Here is a 19,744-nt window from a genome sequence, read left to right as displayed (position 1 = left end):
CATGTGTGGCTGTCAGTCTTCGGATTCGATATCAAGCGGAATGACTCGGGACTCCTTGACTGTGGTAAGCACGATGGTGGAATTGGTGTCGCGCACGCCGGGCACGGCACCAAACTTGGCCAGAACGCCCTGCAATGCCTCGGTATCCTCCACACGGACCTTGACCAGATAGGAATCCCGGCCCGCAGTGTAATGGACTTCGAGCACCTCGGGGAACTGCGCCAGTCGATCCCCGATGCTTGCGGACCCCACGGCCTCGTCCGCGTTCACCGAAGTAAACGCGGTCAGCCCTCTTCCCAGGGCCTTGTGGTCCACGATACATTCATAGCCCCTGATCACGCCGCGCTTGCGCAGCTTGCGAACCCGCTCCAGCACGGCGGACGGGGCCTTGCCCACCTGCCGGGCGATTTCCGCGTTGGAAACCTTGCCGTCACTCTGAATGATGTTCAGAATTTTAAGATCCAGATCGTCAATCTTTCTTTTGTTCATAACAAAAATGAATATTGTTCTTCGGTATTTTTGTCAACATATGCCGGGCACCTGATACACCGGAAACAATTGGCCACTTTCCTTTTTCAAGATCATTGGATACATTCGGTATTCGGCAGTGTCCGGCCCGAACGGCTCTTTTTTTCCGCAACAAGGAACAGCATGGACGGCTCCGCAACATATTCTCCCGCGTCAGTGACCTCCACGCCCAGCGGCGACACGCTCCGAATCACGCTTTCCGGCGCGTTCGACGCCACGGGCACGGCTGCGGTGTGGAACGATGCACTGGGGCCGATACGCAAAGGCGGATTTTCCAGAGTCGAAGCCGACTGCTCGAAACTGGCCTACCTGAACGGATCGGGCGTTGCCCTGCTGCTCAAACTCAGGGAGGAAGCCGCACTCGCTGGTGGGAAGCTCAGTCTCAACGGACTTCGCGAAGAATACCAACGCCTTCTGGATATGACATGGGCCTGCGACCTGCCCAAATGGGATCGCGAGGCAACGGAACGACGGACCATGGCCGAGCGCGTGGGCGCGGCAGCAGACACCTTTCTCAATGAATCACGGGAAATGATCAGCTTTGTGGGCGAATCCCTGTGCATCATGGGGCAGGTGCTGGCCCACCCCTCGAAAGTGCGCTGGAAGGACGTGCTGCTCTCCTGCGTCCGGGTAGGCGTGGACAGCCTGTTCATCATTGCCCTGATCGGATTTCTCATGGGCCTGATCATGTCCTTCCAGACCGCCACCAGCCTCCAGCGCTTTGCTGCGGAAATCTACGTTCCCAACATGCTCGGGCTGGTCATGTTCCGGGAAATGGGACCGCTGGTCACGGCCATCCTGCTCGCAGCCCGATCCGGGTCCGCCTTTGCTGCGGAAATCGGCACCATGAAGATCAACGAAGAGCTCGATGCGCTGACAACCATGGGACTGTCTCCCATGCGATTTCTGGTGGTACCCAAACTTCTGGCCTCGGTGATCATGGTCCCGCTCATGACGCTTTTCTTCAATCTGGCAAGTCTGGTTGGCGGCGCGCTGGTCATGCTTTCCATGAACTATCCGCTGGTCACCTACACTTCGCGGGTCATGAGCTACGTGGACTATGCTGACTTCTGGAGCGGCATGTTCAAGGCCGTGGCCTTCAGCACGCTGGTGGCCGGGGTCGGCTGTCTGCGCGGCATGCAGACCCGGAGCGGTCCGAGCGCTGTGGGCCTGTCCACCACCAGCGCCGTGGTTTCCGGCATCATCCTCATCGCCTTTGCGGACGGCATATTCGCCGTGGCTTTCTACTATCTGGGGATATAGGCATGAACACGCAAGGCTCGGAACCGATCATCAAGGTCAGGAACCTCACCTGCGGCTACGACGACTCCGTGGTGCTGGACAACGTCAGCTTCAATGTGAATCCGGGCGAAGTGTTCATCATCCTCGGAGGCTCGGGCTGCGGCAAGTCCACCCTGCTCAAGAACATGATCGGCCTGTATGATCCGATCGGCGGCCAGGTGCTCTACTACGGACAGGACATGGTGTCCGCATCCCCGTCGGAACGGCTGGAAATCATCAAGCGGTTCGGTGTGATGTACCAGATGGGTGCGCTGTTCGGATCCATGTCCCTGCTCCAGAACGTGATCCTGCCTCTGGAGGAATTCACGAACCTGCCGCGCGAGGCCATGACGACCATTGCCAAGAGCAAGCTGGCCATGGTCAATCTGGAACAGGCGGTCTACAAGATGCCCTCGGCCATCAGCGGCGGCATGCGCAAACGTGCTGCCATTGCCCGGGCCATGGCTCTGGACCCGGACATCCTGTTTCTGGACGAACCAAGCGCCGGGCTCGACCCCATCACCTCGGCCGAGCTGGACGAACTCATCCTGAACCTGTCACGCACTCTGGGAATCACCTTTGTCATCGTGTCCCACGAACTGGACTCGATCTACAACATCGCGGACAGGGTCATCATGCTCGACAGACAGACAAAAGGCATTGTGGCCGAAGGCGCGCCACAGCAACTCCGGGACACCTCGGACAATGCCCTGGTACACCGATTCTTTCATCGCCAGACCGGAACCGCGCACGTTACCGGAAAAGGCTCGAGCCCGACCACGAGGGATGCGACATGATACGCAAGACGGACTATTTCAAGCTCGGCCTGTTCACGATCACCGGTACGATTCTCTTTCTTGCCGTGATCATCATTCTGGGGGCAGGCAGATACTTCAAGACCGACTATCTCATGGAAACCTACATAAACGAGTCCGTGAACGGACTGGAAGTGGGATCGCCGGTCAAGCTCAAGGGCGTGAGCATCGGCCGCGTGGCACACATCGGCTTCGTGGTCGGGGAATACGTGCAGGCAGCGGGAAGCGACCTGCGCTACGTGTACGTGGAATGCGAAATCGATCCCGGTCAGGTCGGCATTGCCACGGAAAAGGAATTCAAGCAGGTAATGAGTCAGGAGGTTGCCAAGGGTCTCCGGGTCCGGCCCGCAACTCTCGGCCTGACCGGACAGATTTTCCTGAATGTCGATTATTTCCCGGACGACGGAGACGCCGAACTGCCCATTGAATGGAAGCCGAAACACACCTACATTCCGGCCGTGCCCAGCACACTGAACCGAGTGGAACAGGCTGTGGCCTCCATCAGCAGCACCCTGAGCAGCCTGAAAAAGGAAGATCTGGAAAAGATCGTGGGCGACGCCAAGGAAATCGTGGGCAGCATCCGCGAATTTCTCAAGACCAAGGGCGCACAGAAGGCCGGACGCAGGCTTCTGGACATCATGGCGGAAACCCACACGCTGCTTGCCCGGGTGAACGAGATCCTGAGCGACCCGGCCACGGAACAGCTGATTCCGGAAACAACCCGGGCCGTCGCCGGCATCCGATCCATTGTCGAGGACTCGCGCAACGACATCGTGCAGGCTGCCAGCGAGGCGAAACTCGCCATGGCGAGCATGAAGACCGCGGCTGCGGCTCTGGAACGCAATCTGGCCGACCCGAGAGTGGACAAGGCCATGTCCAAGATCGGTCCCACTCTGGAAAACATTTCCCGGGCTTCCCAGGAACTGACCATCGCCGTGGGCAAGGTGCACGGACTGGTCAACAGGCTGAACGGCGTGGTGGCCACCGAGGAAGGCAACATTCACGCCATCATCAACGATGTGCGGGAAGTCATGGACAACATCAAGGAACTGAGCGGAGATGCCAAGCGCTATCCGTCAGGCGTGCTGTTTGGCCAGCCGCCCAGACAGACGGTGCCGGAAACCCCGTAGCAGGCTGCCGAAGGAATCACAAAGGCAATCCGTCTGGAAAGGACGAGAGGCAATGCTGAAGATTGTCGCCTTTCAACAGACTGCCAAAGGTATGCGAACATGAACAGACACCTGTCCCTCATCGTTGCGCTCGCGGCGCTGGCCGCGCTGGCCGCCGGATGCGTCAAGCTCGACAGCAAGCCGCTGGACAAGCATTACTACCAGCTTTCCGCTACCCGGCAGGCTGCCCCGGAAATCACGGCGAGCATGCCCACGCTCAAGGTACGACGACTCGAAACCTCGGACATGTACAGCGGACGCGAAATCATCTACCGCTCGGACAATGGCCGCGTGCAATCCGATTTCTACAACCTGTTCTTCATTGCTCCCGGCAGCATGCTCACTCAGGAACTGCGGGAATGGCTGCGCATATCCGGACGATTCGAGCATATTGTTTCCCCGGGCAGTCTGGCCATGCCCGGTCTGACTCTGGAAGGTCTTGTCAACGAGCTGTACGGCGACTATACCGAGGGCCGCACTGATGCCGTGGTGAAAATGCAGTTCCATGTGGTGGACGAGGCAAGCGGTCACAACGAGATCGTCTTCTCGGCCAGTTACGACGAACGCATCCCCACGACGAACGCGTCGACCGAAGCTCTGGTTTCGGCCATGAGTACGGGAGTGACGCGAATATTCGAACAGCTTGAAACCGATCTGGCCGCGGCCGGACTGGAGGAATGATGAAGCCGAGGCCGCCCGAGGAATTCAACAATCTGGAATACGACAAGCCGAGCCGTTCCCAGCTCAAACGGGAAATGACGGAATTGCAGCAGCTCGGAGAAGCTCTGGCCGAACTCGGTCAGGATGCCGTGCGCAAGGCCGGACTCCCCAACGACCTGCGCGACGCCCTGCTCGCCCTGTACAAGATCAGCAAACACGAAGCCCGGCGCAGACACCTGCAATACATCGGCAAACTCATGCGCAACGCGGATGTGGACCATGTCCGGGAACTCGTGGACCAGGCCCATCAGATTCGTCAGGCCGGAACCGTTGCCTTCCATGCCGTGGAACGTGAACGCGACCAGCTTCTGGACGGAGACGACATCCTGCTCAGCCAGCTTTACGAACGCTATCCGGACATGGATGGCCAGCGACTGCGACAACTGGTTCTCGGAGCCCGCAAGGAAAAGGCCAAGGGCAAATCGCCCAAGCAGTCGCGCGACCTTTTCCGCATGCTGCGCGATCTGCACGAACAGTTCGGGGACGGAGTGGAAGCGGAAGCGCCGGAAACTCCGGACGAAACACCGCAACTCCCGGGAAATGCATAAAATCGCTCCCCCCGGACTTGACCCGGGGAAAAAGCGACTTATCATGATTAGCGCGTCAGACATCAACAGACAACGCCGACAAGGAGCATAACGTGGAATTTACTTACCGCGGACATGTATATCAATTCGAGGAACGGACCTGCCCGCATTGCGGAAGCCAGTTGGACCCCTGGGTGGCTCCGCCCGCAAGCGGCTGGGACGTGGTGCTGGTCTGCAACAACGACAAATGCCCGCACTACGACGGCTCCTCGCACGACATCGAAGGTAAACGCGACGGTTCCCGTCTGGGCTGCCGCTATGCCGAGAACCCCGACAACGGGTATAAACCGTTCAATCTGCTAGCAGTTTGTCCGGAATAAGGTTATATCAGAACACCTTCCCCCTAGCGGCCCCGGATGTTCCGGGGCCGTTTTTTATTGGAAAATCACTACCTGCACCCTGTAACCGCAACGTGATCGAATTCCGTTTGCTTTCCGGTGAAAGCGTGACACTATCGCTTCCCGGAACCCCGAGAGGATACCCGAGATGTCCATGTCTGGAAAAGGAACCGCAACCATCGCACTAATCATCGCCTGCAGCCTGTGGGGCAGTTCCTTCGTTGCACTCAAGTGCTCGTTTGAATACTTCGACCCCATGGTCGTGATTTTCGGCCGCCTGTTCGTGGCCAGCATCTGCTTTCTGCTCATAGGAAAACGATTCGGCAAACAGAACTACCACCCCGGAGACTGGAAGCTCATCCTGCTCATGGGTCTCTGCGAACCCGGGTTGTACTTCGTGTTCGAGGCAATCGGCCTGACCTACACGGATGCGTCACAGGCAGGCATGATATGCGCACTCATGCCCCTGCTGGTCGGCGTGGCCGCCCGCATCTTCCTGAATGAACGCATTTCGCGACGCTCCCTGACCGGATTCAGCCTCGCCATCGTCGGTGCAATCGTGCTGTCCGCTGCCGCGCAGAGTTCGGAATCCGCGCCCAACCCCGTGCTCGGCAACAGTCTTGAATTTCTGGCCATGCTGTGCGCAACGGGCTACATGATCATTCTCAAGCATCTGACCCCGCGCTACAGCCCGTGGTTCCTGACCATGATGCAGGCATTCATCGGCACCCTGTTCTTCCTGCCCATCCTGTTCCTGCCCACCACGCAACTGCCGACCTCGTATCCGCTGGAAGGCGTGGCCTACATCCTCTTTCTGGGCATCTGCGTGACCATTACGGCATACGGCCTGTACAACTACGGAATCAGCAAGATTCCGGCCAGTCAGGCTTCCGCGTTCATCAACCTGATCCCGGTCATCAGTCTGGCTCTGGGCGTGATCCTGCTCGGTGAGCAGCTCAACGCCATCCAGTACGTGGCTTCGGGGCTGGTGCTCGGCGGCGTGTGGCTCAGTCAGGACAGAAAAAAGGCAAAACCGCAGCTAGAGAAATCCAGGACAGCGGCATAGCGTCCGTTTGCATCTGAAAAAAAGGCCGTTCAGCTATGCTGAACGGCCTTTTTTTCGGCTACTGGAAAATCCTTCAGAGCGGTCTTTGAATAAACACCTCACCGGTCGGCGGTTCCAGCCCCTCCATGTGGCAGGCTTCACCGATCAGTTCCGCGACAGCCTCCTCGCCTTCCTTGCCCACGTCCAGACTGTATCCGGTGACAAAGGTCTCGATATGCTCACAGATCACATCCTCGTCCATTTCCTGGGCATGCTCCCTGATAAAGGGAACAATGCCATCCGGATTCGAACGCGCATGGACCAGACTGATGCGAATGGCCTCGTTCATGGCCCAGGCGATTCCCGGCCCCAGTGAACGGCGAATGGCGATGGCTCCAAGCGGAATGGGCAGTCCCTTGCGCTCCTCCCACCATGCGCCGAGGTCGAGCAGCTTGCGCATGCCCTGCTCCTCATAGGTGAAACGCCCCTCGTGTATCACGACCCCGGCATCCACCTCGTTGTTCCGCACGGCAGGCATGACCTCGTCAAAGACCATTTCCCGGCGTTCCACGGTGATGCCCTTTTCCCGGCACAGCATGCCGAACAGCAGATTGGCCGTGGTGCGCTTTCCGGGAATGGCAACGGTACTGCCGTCCAGTTCATCCAGACTCCGAACGTCGCGCGTCACCAGAATCGGGCCGACACCGTACCCCATGGCCCCGCCTGCCCGCAGCAGAATGTAGTCGTCCAGAATTCGCGCAGCCGCAGCCACGGACACCTTGACCACGTCCAAGGTACCGGCCTCCGCCTGACCGTTGAGTTCCTCGACATCGGCCAAAGTCACGTCGAGACCACCGGGCCAATCCACCATGCCGCAGGCCAGCGCACCGAAAATGAACGTGTCGTTGGGGCAGGGGGAAAAACCTATCTTCATGGATTTGGTCATGATAATACTCTGATATACTGATATTTTTTAAGCATGTTGACACAAACATCCGTGGCCCGTACAAGAAGTGACCACCTGGTCACCATACAGGGAACCCATGGAAAAACGCAAGGCAAGACAATGAGCCATTCCAATACGACATTTGATAACCTGCCCGACGAAAAACAACAACGCATCATTGATGAAGCCACGCGCGAATTCGCGGAATACGGCTACCATCAGGCCAGCGTCAACCGCATCGTGACGCGGCTGGGCATCGCCAAGGGCTCGCTGTTCAAGTATTTCGGCACGAAACAGGGATTGTTCGAGCACCTTTTCGACCGCGCAGTCGCCCAGTTCAAGGGGCCGCTCAAGGCGGCCCGGGGCGCCTCCCCGGACCGGGATGTCTTCAGGGGCATTGAGCAAAGCCTGCTGGCCGGAGTGAATTTCATCGAATCCCATCCCATGATCTACCGCATCTACCTGAAGATGCTGTTTCAGGAAAACTTTCCCATGCGCGAAAAATTCCTGACCGAAGTGCGCAAGGCATCGGCAAAATACCTGCGTCCCATGGTGGAACAGGGCATTGCCTCGGGCCAGCTTCGGCCCGATCTCGACACGGACATGGCGATTCACCTTCTGGATTCGGTCATGGACCGGTTCCTTCAATCCTGGTCCGTACCGCATCTGGACGGTGGTATCGGGCTGTATCAGGCCTCGCGCGAGGACGTCATCAACAAGGCCGCAGCCGTGACCGACATGCTCCGTTGCGGCCTGGGCAATACCGCCTCAGCAGGAGACAAGGCATGACAATTCTGAACACGGACTATTACGACACGCTTGATCTTGGCGACATCCGGGACAAGGTGCTGGCCGGGGAACGGCTTTCCTTCGAGGACGGCATGCGCCTTTTCCACTGCCCTGAGCCACTGGCCGTGGGCGCGCTGGCCCATCAGCGCAAGCAGGCCCTGCACGGAGACAAGGCGTACTATGTCCTGAACCAGCATATCAACTACACCAACATCTGCGTGAACGGCTGCACCTTCTGCGCCTACCAGCGCGAGGAAGGTCAGGAAGGCGGCTTCGTGCTCACCCGGGAAGACGTGCTGGCGCGCATCGACGCGAATCCGGTCACACCCCGGGAAATCCACATTGTTGGGGGCTGCCATCCCCGACTTGGCCTGAGCTACTTCGAGGATGTTCTGATCGCAATCCGGGAACGTCTGCCCCACGCCGTACTCAAATGTTTCACGGCCGTTGAAATTGCACATTTTGCCAATATCGAAGGCATCTCCCCCCGCGAAGTGCTCACCCGCCTGCAAAAGGCCGGACTGGCCATGCTGCCCGGCGGCGGCGCGGAAATATTCGATCAGGCAATCCGCCAGCAGGTCTGCCCGCGCAAATCCACGGCCGAAGAATGACTGGCCGTACACGAGGAAGCGCATGCACTGGGCATGAAAACCAACTGCACCATGCTCTACGGCCATATCGAATCCCTTGAGCAGCGACTGGACCACCTGATCCGACTGCGGGAAAGTCAGGACCGCGCTCCGGGCTATACCTGCTTCATTCCTCTGCCCTTTCTCCCGGAAAACAGCGCTCTCAGGATCGACAATCCCCTGACCGGGCTGGACAAGCTTCGCACCACGGCCATCTGCCGCCTCATGCTGGACAACATCCCGCACATCAAGGCCTACTGGGTCATGCTCGGAGTCAAGGAAGCTCAGGCCGCGCTCAAGTTCGGTGCGGACGATTTCGACGGCACCGTAATCGAGGAAAAAATCGGGCACGAGGCAGGAGCCACCTCCCAGCAGGCTCTGGCACGCGCCGACCTTGAAGCCATGCTTCGCGGCTGCGGCTGCACGCCCGTGGAGCGCGACGCGTTCTTCAACGAAATCAACGACCGGGACGCGTCCTAGATTTCCGGACGACAAGGACATATCCATGAATTCCGTCAATTCCGTTTTGGACAAGGTTCTCGCCGGAGAACGCATCGACTTTGCCGAGGCAGAACTTCTGTATGCCAAAGCCGACTTCCATGATCTCGGCCGCGTTGCCCATGCCGTGCGCATGCGCAAGCATCCGGAACGCGTGGTCACCTACGTGGTGGACCGCAACATCAACTATTCCAACATCTGCGTCTGCTGCTGCAAGTTCTGCGCGTTCTACCGCGAACCGGATCAGGACGGCGGCTACGTGCTCTCCTTCGAGGAAATCGGCAGGAAAATCGATGAGACGCTGGCCTTGGGTGGCACGCAGATTCTCATGCAGGGCGGGCACCACCCCGACCTGCCCCTGTCGTGGTACGAGGACATGCTCCGCTACATCAAGACCAGCCATCCGGTCCACATCCATGCATTCTCGCCACCGGAAATCGTGTTTTTCAGCGAACTGTTCAAACTGCCCGTTGCCGAAGTGATCCGCAGACTGCGACAGGCCGGACTCGACTCCATCCCGGGCGGAGGCGCGGAAATTCTCGTGGACGAGGTCCGCTCCAGAGTCGCGCCGAACAAATGCCCGGCCGGGCAGTGGCTGGACGTGATGAAAGAAGCCCACAATCAGGGCATGCGCACCACGGCCACCATGATGTTCGGACACGTGGAAACCCCGGCGCAACGGCTGGAACACCTGTTCGCGGTGCGCGAGGTGCAGGACCGCACCCATGGATTCACCGCGTTCATCCCCTGGACCTTCCAGCCCGACCACACGCAGCTTTCCCACTGCCGCAAGCAGACCAGCGTGGAATACCTGCGGCTTCTGGCCATGTCGCGCATCGTGCTCGACAACGTGGACAACGTGCAGGTCTCCTGGGTCACCATGGGACCAGACATCGCCCAGCTCGCCCTGTATTTCGGCGGCAACGACTTCGGCTCCACCATGATCGAGGAAAACGTGGTCCGGGCCGCAGGCGTGTCATTCCGCTTATCGCGCAAGGAAATCAATCGGCTGGTTTCCGCTGCCGGATTCCAGCCCAGACAGCGTCTCATGGACTACACACTCGTGGAGGGAAAATAATGTCGATCCGTCTTGGAAAAATCGGGTATCTCAATGTCCTGCCCATCTACCATCCTCTGGAACAGAAGCTGATCGACAATGATTTCGAGATCGTTTCCGGCCCTCCGGCGGCGCTGAACCGGCTCATGGACAATGACGAGCTCGCCCTTTCTGCCGCGTCCAGCATCGAATACGCCCGGCACCCGGAAAAATACTATCTGATCCCGAACCTCTCGATCGGCAGTTGCGGCCCGGTGCAAAGCGTGCTCCTGCTGTCCCGATATCCGGTGGAAGAACTCGGAGGCAAGACCATTCTCGTCAGCTCCCAGTCCCATACATCGGCAGCATTGCTCAAGGTGCTGCTCTCCGAGCATTGGCGTGTTGATGTCGAATTCAGAACCGGAGACGCGACCAGCATGCTCGAATCCGGAAAACGCCCGGCCGCAATTCTGGCCATCGGCGACGAAGCCCTGAATCTGCGCCGTCATCCGGACTACCCCATACGCATCGACATGGGCGAGGCATGGCGAAATCTCACGGGCCTGCCCTTCATCTTCGGCGTCTGGATCGTGCAGCGAAACAAGGCCGAAAGCCTCGGTCCCGTCATGCTCGACGCATGCGCAAAGCTCATTCAGGCCAAGGTGTGGGGTGTGCAAAACATGCCCAAGATGTGCGCGCTCGCCGCCGCGTCCAGTATTCTCAATCCCAAGGAAATGTGTTCGTATTTCGGCGGTCTGGTCTATGACCTCGGGCCGGAGGAGCAGAAGGGGCTTCACCTTTTCTACGAAAACCTGCACAAGACCGGCATGATCCCGGCCGTGCCGGAGCTGAAGTTTGTCCCGGGATGCGGTGAATAGCCTCAGCCCTCGTCAATGAGAAAAAGGCCGCCCGGTTTTACCCGGACGGCCTTTTTCTCAGACATTTCGAAGTATTCGTTCACTGTGCTTTATTGCGAATTCCACGAAGGATCGCAATGCCGGAAGCATTTGTCGCGCTTCATTGTACACGAGGTAGAAGGAGCGCTTGGAAACCAGCTCGGGCACGTCGAGAAGCACCACATCGCCGGATTCCAATGCCTTGCGAACGGCCAACCGCGAGGTCATTGTCAGGCCAAGACCGTTGGCAACGGATGAGACCGCGGCTCCGGTATCCGCCACGAGTGCCCGGACAAAGACATCGTGGAGCCCGAGTCCGCATTGCTCCAGAACCGCATTGAAATGCTTGCGGGTCGCGGAACCAGGCCTGCGCAATATCCACGGCAGCCCGGCCAATTCGCTGAACGAAAACTTGCCGGTTCGCCGCTTGAGAAACGAAGCCTTGGCCGGAGCGGCCACAACAACGTCATCCTCGAGTAGACGAATGGCAGCCAGCCCGGGCTCCGAAGGTTCGGTCCCGACTATTCCCACGCTGAGCACACCGTCATGAACCCCTTCGACTATGCGGGACGTATCGCCTTCACTCAAGGCATACGTGACCTGAGGATGCCGTTCGCTGAAGGCGGCCAGTACTGGCGGCAGAATGTGCAAGGCCGGAATGGTACTCGCGCCAACAGACAGCTCGCCAACAACCTGATCGCGGATCATTTCGATACTGGCCTTGGCATTCTGCAACTCGCGAAAAATGGTTTCCGTCGACCGAAACAGAACATTCCCGGCCTCAGTGGGCATAATGGTACGCCCGAGACGATCGAAAAGCTTCACGCCCAACCGATCCTCAAGGGTCGCCACATGCGCACTTACCGTGGGCTGGGAAAGATACAGCGCCTCTCCGGCCTTGGAAAAACTCCGCAATTCATAAACCTTGGCAAAGGCTTCCAGCTTGCGTAAATCCATTTTTTCTCTCTCAGCAATCGAAAAAATCTATATTACCGAACAAAAAAGAGGCAGGCCAAAAGCCTGCCTCTTTTTACTATCTATTCAGCCGCGGATTCCTCGGCGGGCTTTTCAGCCTCGACCGGCTTTTCCTCAACCTTTGCGGGCTTGGCTTCCGGCTTGCTTTCAGCAGCCGGAGCAGCCTGAGCAGTCAGTTCGATCACGACCATGGGGGCGCAATCGCCCTTGCGGGGCTGAGCGAGCTTCAGGATGCGGGTGTATCCGCCCTTGCCACCCTCGAAACGGGGGCCGATCTCGTCGAACAGCCTCTGCACCATCTGGTGGCTGCCGAGCACCTTGTAGGCTTCACGGCGAGCGTGCAGGTCATTCTTGAGAGCCAGAGTGATCATCTTTTCAACGATCTTCCTGAGCTCCTTGGCCTTGGCCTCGGTGGTCCGGATGCGCTCGTACGTCAGCAGAGCGCGCGCCATGTTCTTGAACATGGCCTTGCGGTGAGACGCGGACCGATTGAGCTTTCTACCAGCCTTCTTATGCCTCATTTTTCTCTTTCCTCTTCAGCCATTCCTGATATTTCTTGTCAAAATCGTCGATAGTCATACCGAACTTCAAGTTCATCCCATCCAGGACTCGGCGAATTTCGTCCAGAGACTTCCGACCAAAGTTCTTGGTCTTCAGCATCTGATTCTCGGAACGCTGGACGAGTTCACCCACAAGCTGGATGTTGGCGGCCTTGAGGCAATTGGTGGCGCGTACCGACAATTCAAGTTCATCAATGCTCTTGAACATGTTGGGATTCAGGTCGAGACCTTCATCCTCTTCCTCGGGAGCCTCGGAAGACAGTTCGTCGAAATTGATGAACACGGAGAGCTGATCCTTGAGGATTTTGGCACTGTAGGCCACGGCATCCTCGGGCGAAACCGAACCATCGGTCCAGACTTCAAGGAGAAGCTTGTCGTAGTTGGTCATCTGGCCGACACGGGCCTGCTCGACATTGTACGCAACCTTCTTGACGGGCGAAAAGCTGGAATCGAGGATGATCACGCCGATTTCATCGGTGAGCCCCTCGTGCATGTCGGCAGGAACGTAGCCCTTGCCCATGCGAATTTCCAACTCCATCCTCAGAGGCCTGTCCTCGGTCAGGGTGGCAATATGCGAATCCGTGTTCAGAACCGTGACGTTCTGGTTTTCCTGGATCATGCCAGCAGTGACCGGGCCCTTCTTGTCTGCCTCGAGAATGAGCTTCTGCGGCTCGTCTGTGGTCATGGCCAGGCGGACCTGCTTGAGGTTCAGGACGACCTCGGTCATGTCCTCCAAAATGCCGGGCACCGTAGTGAACTCGTGCTGCACGCCTTCAATCTTGGCGGCCACGACCGCACATCCCTGCAGGGAGGAAAGCAGAACCCGACGCATGGCGTTGCCGATGGTAGTGGCATAGCCGCGCTCAAGGGGCTCACAAATGAACTTCCCGTAGTTGGCAGAGGATTTGGGATCGCGCACGAGCCTCTCGGGCTTGACCAGAACACCCCAGTTGCGGGTGTTGATGAGCTTGTCGCCGTTCTCGATAAGCATGAAGTTCACCTACTTACTTGGAGTACAACTCGACGATGAGCTGCTCGTTGATCGGGAACTGAATGTCCTCGCGGGTCGGCATGGCCTTGACAACGCCCTTGAAATTGGCGCCGTCGGATTCCAGCCACTCGGGGCAGCCGCGACGGGCGATCACTTCCTGGGCCTCGTTGATGACGGGAATCTTGCGGCTCTCTTCGCGAACCACGATCTCGTCACCCTCATGCACCTGCATGGACGGCACGTTCACGCGACGGCCATTGAGCATGAACACGCCATGACGAACGAGCTGCCGGGCCTGATCGCGGGAATTCGCGTAACCAAGGCGGTAGATAACGTTGTCCAGGCGGCGCTCAAGCAGGAAAAGCAGATTGTGACCCGCAACGCCCTTCATGCCTTCAGCACGCTGGTAATACATGCGGAACTGGCCTTCGAGGACGCCATACATGCGGCGGACCTTCTGCTTTTCACGGAGCTGAATAGCGTAATCGCTCATCTTGCGGCGCAGACGACCGGCCATTCCCGGAGGATAGGGCCGTTTCTCGTACGCGCACTTGTCGGTGTAGCAGCGATCACCCTTCAGGAACAGCTTGGTCCCCTCACGGCGGCACAGCTTGCACTTAGCTTCTGTATATCTTGCCACGACTATTCTCCTTAATTAGACACGGCGGCGCTTGGGCGGACGGCAGCCGTTATGCGGAATGGGAGTGATGTCACGAATGAAGGTGACCTTGAAACCGGCAGCGTTGATGGCGCGCATGGCGGCCTCACGCCCGGAACCGGGGCCCTTCACGTAGATACCCACTGTGCGCATACCATGGTCCTGGGCGCGCTTGGCAGCGGCCTCGGCAGCAACCTGGGCAGCGAACGGGGTGCTCTTGCGGGAGCCCTTGAAATGGGCGCCAGCACTGGCCCAGCTCACGACATTTCCCTTTACGTCGGTAAAGGTAATTATCGTGTTGTTGAAGGTAGCCTTCACGTGGGCAAGACCTACAGGAATACTTTTCTTTTCCTTCTTTTTCCCGATGCGACGGGGTCTAGCCATTGCCTTGATCTCCGTTGTAAATTTCAGTTATCGCACGAAAGGCCGGTGCTGTAACACCTGCCTCCCTGCGTCAATATCTTTGCGGGGAAGAAGCTATTTCTTCTTCTTGCGACCCATCACGGACCGACGCGGACCCTTGCGGGTACGAGCGTTGGTCTTGGTCTTCTGTCCACGGACAGTGAGACCACGACGATGGCGCAGGCCGCGGTAGCAGCCAATATCCATCAGACGCTTGATATTCTGGGTCACATCACGGCGCAGGTCGCCCTCAACCTTGTGATTCTGTTCGATCTCGATACGAATCTTGTTCACTTCTTCCGCATCGAGGTCATCAGAACTCTTCTGCCAATCGATATTGACAGATTCCAGGATCTGGAGGGCCGTGGTGCGGCCAATGCCGTAAATATACGTCAGCGCGATATCCATGCGCTTGCTTTTCGGCAGGTCAACGCCAGCTATACGAGCCACTTTGATACCCCTTGTTTATCCTTGACGCTGCTTGTGGCGAGGATTCTCACAAATCACCCGCAACACGCCGTTACGCCTAATGATTTTGCACTTAGAACACATCTTCTTAACAGAAGGTCTAACTTTCATGACCGTTCTCCAACTGTCTAATTGACATGACGGCAAGACCCTATTCGGGTCGGCCATTTAACGAAGCTGTGATTTCTACAGCTTTTTGCGACAAAGAGCAAGCCCTTAATTCATGGGTTCCTGGCTCAGTCGGACAAGCTCAATATCATGGGTCCATCCGAGGTCACGGCCACGGTATGCTCGAAGTGAGCTGAAAGCTTACGGTCTTTCGTTACCGAGGTCCATTTGTCCTCCAGGACTTCGACTTCGTGGGTTCCAAGGGTGACCATCGGCTCGATGGCCAGGGCCATTCCGGCTTTGAGAGGAACGCCGGGCAGACCTTTGGGCACGAAGTTGGGGACTTCGGGCTTCTCATGGAGATGGCTCCCGATCCCGTGTCCGACGAAACGCCGAACGATGCCAAAGCCAAACCCTTCGACATATTTCTCAATTGCCGCGGAAATGTCGTAAAGGTTGTTACCGGGTCTGGCTTGTTCGATGCCCTTGTGCAGCGCCTCTCTGGTGACATCCATGAGCCGCCGGGCATCCTCGGACACCTGCCCCACACCGAAGGTCCGGGCAGAATCTCCGAAAAATCCCTGGTACACGACGCCCATGTCGAAACTGACAATGTCTCCTTCTTCCAGAAAACGCTCGGAAGAGGGAAAGCCGTGCACAATTTCGTCATTGACGGAGCAACAAAGAGCATAGGGAAATCCCTGGTACCCCTGGAAGGCCGGACGAACGCCGTATTCCTTGCACCGTTTCTGACAAATTTCCTCAAAGAGCATGGTGGGAACGCCGGGTTTGACGTTCTCACCAAGCTCATCGAGAATTCTCGAGACAATGCGATTGGCCTCACGCATGAGGCCAATCTCCTTATCATTCTTGAGGAATACTCCTCTGAATTTCTTCAAAACCTAACGCCTGCCTTTCAGTTTGCCGGCCTTGCCCATCAAGCCTTCGTACTGACGCGAAATCAGGTGAGACTCGATCTGGCTCATGAAGTCCATGGCAACGCCCACGACGATCAGCAGAGAAGTGCCGCCGAAATAGAACGGCACGTTGAACTGCGCAATCAGGAACATGGGCAGCACGCAGACCGCCGACACGTACAGGGAACCCCAGAGCGTGATCCTGGTCAGGACCCGATCAATGTATTCGCAGGTGCGAGCACCGGGACGAATACCGGGGATAAAACCGCCCTGTTTCTGAATGTTCTCGGCAATCCCCTTGGGATCAAACATGATCGCCGTATAGAAGTAGCAGAAAAATATGATAATTCCAACATAAAGAATGTTATAAATGATGGAATCCGGACTCAGGAAAGTCGACACATCTTTCAGCCACTGGACATTCGAGAACTGGGCAATGGTCGCAGGGAACATCAGAATGGAGGACGCGAAGATCGGGGGAATGACACCCGCGGTATTCACGCGCAACGGCAGATGCGTAGTCTGGCCGCCAACCATTCTGCGTCCCATCTGACGCTTGGCATAATGGATCGGAATCCTTCTCTGGCCGCGCTCCATGAACACGATGAACGCCAAGGTGACGATCATCACGGCAGCAATGACCAGAAGAAGGAAAAGGGTGATCTCGCCCACGGTCATGAGCTGCACGGTATTGACCACAGCGGCCGGAAGGCCTGCGATGATACCGGCATAGATAATGAGCGAGATGCCGTTTCCGATACCCTTTTCAGTCATTTTTTCGCCCAGCCACATCAGGAACACCGTTCCCGCGGTCAGGGTCAGGACGGTCATCATCCTGAATCCCCAACCCGAAAACAGCACCACGGGAGCCCCGGTGGGACTGCTCATGGTTTCCAGGCCCACGGCAATGCCAAAGCCCTGGACAAAAGTGATGAGCACGGTCCCGTATCGAGTGTACTGGGTGATCTTCTTTCTGCCGGCCTCCCCTTCCTCCTTCTGCAAACGCTTCAGCTCCGGGCTGACAACGGTAAGCAGCTGCAGGATGATGGATGCCGAGATGTAGGGCATGATGCCCAAGGCGAAGATGGAAAGGTTCTTGAGACCTCCACCCGAGAACATGTCAAAGAGCCCGAACAAGGTGTTCTGCGCATTGGCGAAAAAATCGGCCAATGCGGCACTGTCAACGCCGGGAACCGGGATATGAATACCCATGCGGTAAACAGCCAACAGTGCGAACGTCCAGAGCAGTTTTTTCTTCAGCTCTGGGAGACGGGCAAGATTTTCAACTCCAGAAAGCGCCACGGTATTCCTTCCGATGCTGGTCAGTTACCCTTCAATGGCCTTGGCGGTTCCGCCGGCCTTCGCGATCTTCTCGGCAGCAGACGCGCTGAAGCGGTGCGCCTCGATAGTCACGGCCTTGGTCACGTCGCCCATGCCGAGCACCTTGATGGGCTCGCCATTCTTGGCGAGACCGCGATCATAGATGTCGACCAGGGTGATTTCGTCCTTGTCCGCAAACACGGCAAGAAGCTGTCCGACGTTAACCGGAGCATAGACTTCGCGGAAGGGATAGTTCTTGAAGCCGCGCTTGGGCAGACGGCGGGCCAGAGGCATCTGGCCGCCCTCGAAGCCGGGACGAACACCACCGCCGGAGCGGCTGTTCTGTCCCTTGTGGCCCTTGCCGGAGGTCTTGCCCCAGCCCGAGCCGGAACCGCGCCCAATACGCTTGCGGTTCTTGTATTCTTCCGGGAACGGATAGAGTTCGTGAAGCCTCATGATTCAGTCACCTCCACCAGGTGATTAACACGCTTGATCATGCCCCGGACAACCGGGGTGTCCTCAAAGGTCTTTTCCTGGCGGATCTTGCGCAATCCCAGAGCCACAAGCGTCTTGCGCTGGGCGGGATTGCACCCGATCTTGCTTTTGATGAGCTTAACCTTCAACACGGCCGGTCCTCCTTACTTTCTGGGCGTGGACACCTGGACACCGCGCATCTCGGAAACTTCCTTGGAGCTACGCAGGGAGGCCAAGCCAGCCATGGTCGCGCGCAGGACGTTGTGCGGGTTGTTGGTGCCGATAGCCTTGGTCAGGATGTCGTTGACACCCAGGGCTTCCATGATGGCGCGGACAGGACCGCCGGCGATGATGCCGGTACCACGGCTGGCGGGCTTGAGCATAACGCGGCCCGCGCCGAAGCGACCCAGAACCTCGTACGGCAGAGTGCCGTCAAGGATGGGAATTGCAATCATGTCCTTCTTGGCCCGTTCCGATGCCTTGCGAATGGCTTCGGGAACTTCATTGGCCTTGCCCAGTCCATAACCGACCTTACCCTCACCGTCGCCGACTACCACGAGGCAGCTAAAGCTGAAGCGGCGGCCGCCCTTAACGACCTTGGCGACTCGGTTGAGGTAGACGATCTTTTCAATCAGTCCAGATTCATTCTGTTCCATGGTCTTTCCTCAAACCTAGAATTTCAGGCCGCCTTCGCGAGCGCCGTCGGCGAGGGCCTTGATTTTACCATGATAGATATAACCGTTGCGGTCGAAAACGACAGCTTCGATTTTCTTCTCCAGCGCCTTGGCCGCGATGTCCTTGCCCACGACGGTGGCGGACTCGCAATTGGCCTTCAGACTCTGACCAGCCTTGTTCAGCACCAGGGTGCTGGAGCTGGCCAGGGTGACGCCGTTCACATCATCCACAATCTGAGCGTACAGATGCAAATTGGAACGGAACACCACGAGCCTGGGACGGCTTTCGGTACCGGAGACCTTTTTGCGTATGCGAGGCTTTCTGCGAAGCCGCGCTTCGTTCTTGCTTACTTTCATGACTCTTATACCCCGCTATTTGGCGCCGGACTTACCAGCCTTGCGCCGGATATGCTCGTCAATGTACTTGATTCCCTTGCCCTTGTACGGTTCCGGCGGACGGACGCGGCGAATCTTGGCCGCAACCTCGCCGACAAGCTGCTTGTCGGAGCCGGAAATGATCAGCTTGGAGCCTTCGTTCTTGGCTTCAATGCCAGCGGGCAGCTCGAACTCGACGGGATGGGAGAACCCAACCGTGAGAACGACCTTCTTGCCCTGGACCGAAACCTTGTAACCAACGCCGATGACCTCGAGGGTCTTTTCATAGCCCTTCTCAACGCCTTCAATGCAGTTGGCGAGAAGGGTGCGGCGAAGGCCGTGCTGGCTACGGGCTTCACGGGAGTCGTCGGTACGGTTGACGACAACCTGGTTGCCTTCAACAGCATAAACAACGGCGGGGTGAACAGGAGTCTTCAAGGTGCCCTTGGGACCCTTGACCTGGATCTCGGAGGCTCCGACTGTCACCTCTACACCGGAGGGGATATCGATAGGTTTTTTACCAATTCGAGACATTTTGGAACCTC

Annotated in this window: 26 protein-coding genes and 1 pseudogene; 11 read left to right on the top strand and 16 right to left on the bottom strand. The window is 57.7% G+C overall.

Annotated elements, in window-relative coordinates; all coding sequences use genetic code 11:
* Window positions 1–12 precede the first annotated feature (12 nt).
* On the bottom strand, window positions 13–489 hold the full coding sequence (locus MPN23_RS00970) for an Lrp/AsnC family transcriptional regulator (protein ID WP_243545602.1): 477 nt from the start codon (window positions 487–489) through the stop codon (window positions 13–15).
* Between the two features lie 162 nt (window positions 490–651).
* On the opposite strand from MPN23_RS00970, the gene MPN23_RS00965 reads away from it, so the two are divergent.
* The 7 genes from MPN23_RS00965 to MPN23_RS00935 all read left to right on the top strand — a co-directional run bounded on the left by MPN23_RS00965 (window position 652) and on the right by MPN23_RS00935 (window position 6,504).
* Window positions 652–1,791 carry an ABC transporter permease gene (locus tag MPN23_RS00965; protein WP_243545601.1) on the top strand — a complete coding sequence of 380 codons (1,140 nt, stop codon included), beginning with the start codon at window positions 652–654 and terminating at the stop codon, window positions 1,789–1,791.
* Window positions 1,792–1,793: 2 nt separating this feature from the next.
* The gene (locus MPN23_RS00960) at window positions 1,794–2,606 is read left to right on the top strand and encodes an ABC transporter ATP-binding protein (RefSeq protein ID WP_243545600.1); all 813 of its coding nucleotides are present in this window, start codon (window positions 1,794–1,796) and stop codon (window positions 2,604–2,606) included.
* Window positions 2,603–3,754, top strand: a complete 1,152-nt coding sequence (locus MPN23_RS00955) for an MlaD family protein (RefSeq protein ID WP_243545599.1) — start codon at window positions 2,603–2,605, stop codon at window positions 3,752–3,754. Before MPN23_RS00960 ends, MPN23_RS00955 begins: the two co-directional genes overlap by 4 nt.
* A 99-nt stretch (window positions 3,755–3,853) precedes the next feature.
* Window positions 3,854–4,474: an ABC-type transport auxiliary lipoprotein family protein gene (locus MPN23_RS00950; RefSeq protein WP_243545598.1), complete on the top strand. Its 621-nt coding sequence runs from the start codon at window positions 3,854–3,856 to the stop codon at window positions 4,472–4,474.
* Window positions 4,474–5,061, top strand: coding sequence for a ribosome biogenesis factor YjgA (yjgA, locus tag MPN23_RS00945; RefSeq protein ID WP_243545597.1), 588 nt, complete (start codon window positions 4,474–4,476; stop codon window positions 5,059–5,061). The genes MPN23_RS00950 and yjgA overlap by 1 nt, the downstream gene beginning before the upstream one ends.
* Before the next feature lie 92 nt (window positions 5,062–5,153).
* Window positions 5,154–5,420, top strand: a complete 267-nt coding sequence (locus MPN23_RS00940) for a hypothetical protein (RefSeq protein ID WP_243545596.1) — start codon at window positions 5,154–5,156, stop codon at window positions 5,418–5,420.
* A 172-nt stretch (window positions 5,421–5,592) separates the two neighbouring features.
* Window positions 5,593–6,504 carry a DMT family transporter gene (locus MPN23_RS00935; protein WP_341540086.1) on the top strand — a complete coding sequence of 304 codons (912 nt, stop codon included), beginning with the start codon at window positions 5,593–5,595 and terminating at the stop codon, window positions 6,502–6,504.
* Window positions 6,505–6,577: 73 nt separating this feature from the next.
* On the opposite strand, the gene MPN23_RS00930 is transcribed toward MPN23_RS00935, so the two are convergent.
* Entirely contained in the window at window positions 6,578–7,429 is an 852-nt protein-coding gene (locus MPN23_RS00930) for a 1,4-dihydroxy-6-naphtoate synthase (protein WP_243545594.1), read from the bottom strand.
* Window positions 7,430–7,549: 120 nt separating this feature from the next.
* Between MPN23_RS00930 and MPN23_RS00925 the strand changes: the two genes are divergently transcribed.
* From MPN23_RS00925 to MPN23_RS00910, 4 genes and pseudogenes are all read left to right on the top strand, one after another.
* A complete protein-coding gene (locus MPN23_RS00925; protein WP_243545593.1) occupies window positions 7,550–8,218 on the top strand; it encodes a TetR/AcrR family transcriptional regulator in 669 nt (222 codons plus the stop codon).
* Window positions 8,215–9,327: pseudogene (mqnE, locus tag MPN23_RS00920) on the top strand (aminofutalosine synthase MqnE). The gene MPN23_RS00925 and the pseudogene mqnE overlap by 4 nt, the downstream one beginning before the upstream one ends.
* Window positions 9,328–9,352: 25 nt before the next feature.
* Complete coding sequence (gene mqnC / locus MPN23_RS00915; RefSeq protein ID WP_243545592.1) at window positions 9,353–10,423, top strand: cyclic dehypoxanthinyl futalosine synthase; 1,071 nt, start codon at window positions 9,353–9,355, stop codon at window positions 10,421–10,423.
* Window positions 10,423–11,259 (top strand): menaquinone biosynthetic enzyme MqnA/MqnD family protein, encoded by an 837-nt coding sequence (locus tag MPN23_RS00910; RefSeq protein ID WP_243545591.1) that lies wholly within the window; start codon window positions 10,423–10,425, stop codon window positions 11,257–11,259. The genes mqnC and MPN23_RS00910 overlap by 1 nt, the downstream gene beginning before the upstream one ends.
* A gap of 57 nt (window positions 11,260–11,316) precedes the next feature.
* Here the strand turns inward: MPN23_RS00910 and MPN23_RS00905 are convergent, their stop codons facing one another.
* From MPN23_RS00905 to rplF, 14 genes are all read right to left on the bottom strand, one after another.
* Window positions 11,317–12,234, bottom strand: coding sequence for a selenium metabolism-associated LysR family transcriptional regulator (locus MPN23_RS00905; protein ID WP_243545590.1), 918 nt, complete (start codon window positions 12,232–12,234; stop codon window positions 11,317–11,319).
* An 80-nt stretch (window positions 12,235–12,314) separates the two neighbouring features.
* Window positions 12,315–12,773, bottom strand: coding sequence for a 50S ribosomal protein L17 (rplQ, locus tag MPN23_RS00900; protein ID WP_243545589.1), 459 nt, complete (start codon window positions 12,771–12,773; stop codon window positions 12,315–12,317).
* Window positions 12,763–13,803: a DNA-directed RNA polymerase subunit alpha gene (locus MPN23_RS00895; RefSeq protein WP_243545588.1), complete on the bottom strand. Its 1,041-nt coding sequence runs from the start codon at window positions 13,801–13,803 to the stop codon at window positions 12,763–12,765. Before MPN23_RS00895 ends, rplQ begins: the two co-directional genes overlap by 11 nt.
* A gap of 13 nt (window positions 13,804–13,816) precedes the next feature.
* Window positions 13,817–14,443 (bottom strand): 30S ribosomal protein S4, encoded by a 627-nt coding sequence (gene rpsD / locus MPN23_RS00890; protein WP_243545587.1) that lies wholly within the window; start codon window positions 14,441–14,443, stop codon window positions 13,817–13,819.
* Between the two features lie 15 nt (window positions 14,444–14,458).
* A complete protein-coding gene (gene rpsK, locus MPN23_RS00885) occupies window positions 14,459–14,845 on the bottom strand; it encodes a 30S ribosomal protein S11 (RefSeq protein WP_243545586.1) in 387 nt (128 codons plus the stop codon).
* 93 nt (window positions 14,846–14,938) lie between these two features.
* Window positions 14,939–15,313, bottom strand: coding sequence for a 30S ribosomal protein S13 (gene rpsM, locus MPN23_RS00880; RefSeq protein ID WP_243545585.1), 375 nt, complete (start codon window positions 15,311–15,313; stop codon window positions 14,939–14,941).
* 15 nt (window positions 15,314–15,328) lie between these two features.
* Window positions 15,329–15,442, bottom strand: a complete 114-nt coding sequence (rpmJ, locus tag MPN23_RS00875; protein ID WP_013515150.1) for a 50S ribosomal protein L36 — start codon at window positions 15,440–15,442, stop codon at window positions 15,329–15,331.
* Between the two features lie 125 nt (window positions 15,443–15,567).
* Entirely contained in the window at window positions 15,568–16,338 is a 771-nt protein-coding gene (gene map, locus MPN23_RS00870; protein ID WP_243545584.1) for a type I methionyl aminopeptidase, read from the bottom strand.
* Window positions 16,339–16,341: 3 nt separating this feature from the next.
* Window positions 16,342–17,658: a preprotein translocase subunit SecY gene (gene secY, locus MPN23_RS00865; protein WP_243545583.1), complete on the bottom strand. Its 1,317-nt coding sequence runs from the start codon at window positions 17,656–17,658 to the stop codon at window positions 16,342–16,344.
* A gap of 24 nt (window positions 17,659–17,682) precedes the next feature.
* A complete protein-coding gene (gene rplO, locus MPN23_RS00860) occupies window positions 17,683–18,132 on the bottom strand; it encodes a 50S ribosomal protein L15 (protein ID WP_243545582.1) in 450 nt (149 codons plus the stop codon).
* The gene (gene rpmD / locus MPN23_RS00855; RefSeq protein WP_243545581.1) at window positions 18,129–18,302 is read right to left on the bottom strand and encodes a 50S ribosomal protein L30; all 174 of its coding nucleotides are present in this window, start codon (window positions 18,300–18,302) and stop codon (window positions 18,129–18,131) included. The genes rplO and rpmD overlap by 4 nt, the downstream gene beginning before the upstream one ends.
* Window positions 18,303–18,314: 12 nt before the next feature.
* Window positions 18,315–18,806, bottom strand: a complete 492-nt coding sequence (gene rpsE, locus MPN23_RS00850; protein WP_243545580.1) for a 30S ribosomal protein S5 — start codon at window positions 18,804–18,806, stop codon at window positions 18,315–18,317.
* Window positions 18,807–18,821: 15 nt separating this feature from the next.
* Window positions 18,822–19,181 carry a 50S ribosomal protein L18 gene (gene rplR / locus MPN23_RS00845; RefSeq protein ID WP_243545579.1) on the bottom strand — a complete coding sequence of 120 codons (360 nt, stop codon included), beginning with the start codon at window positions 19,179–19,181 and terminating at the stop codon, window positions 18,822–18,824.
* A gap of 15 nt (window positions 19,182–19,196) precedes the next feature.
* Window positions 19,197–19,733: a 50S ribosomal protein L6 gene (rplF, locus tag MPN23_RS00840; RefSeq protein WP_243545578.1), complete on the bottom strand. Its 537-nt coding sequence runs from the start codon at window positions 19,731–19,733 to the stop codon at window positions 19,197–19,199.
* Window positions 19,734–19,744 lie beyond the last annotated feature (11 nt).

It is taken from the genome of Pseudodesulfovibrio tunisiensis (assembly GCF_022809775.1).
Classification (GTDB): Bacteria; Desulfobacterota; Desulfovibrionia; order Desulfovibrionales; family Desulfovibrionaceae; genus Pseudodesulfovibrio; species Pseudodesulfovibrio tunisiensis.
The sequence above is the reverse complement of the archived record's forward strand: the minus strand, read 5'-3'. Positions and strand labels throughout refer to the sequence as shown.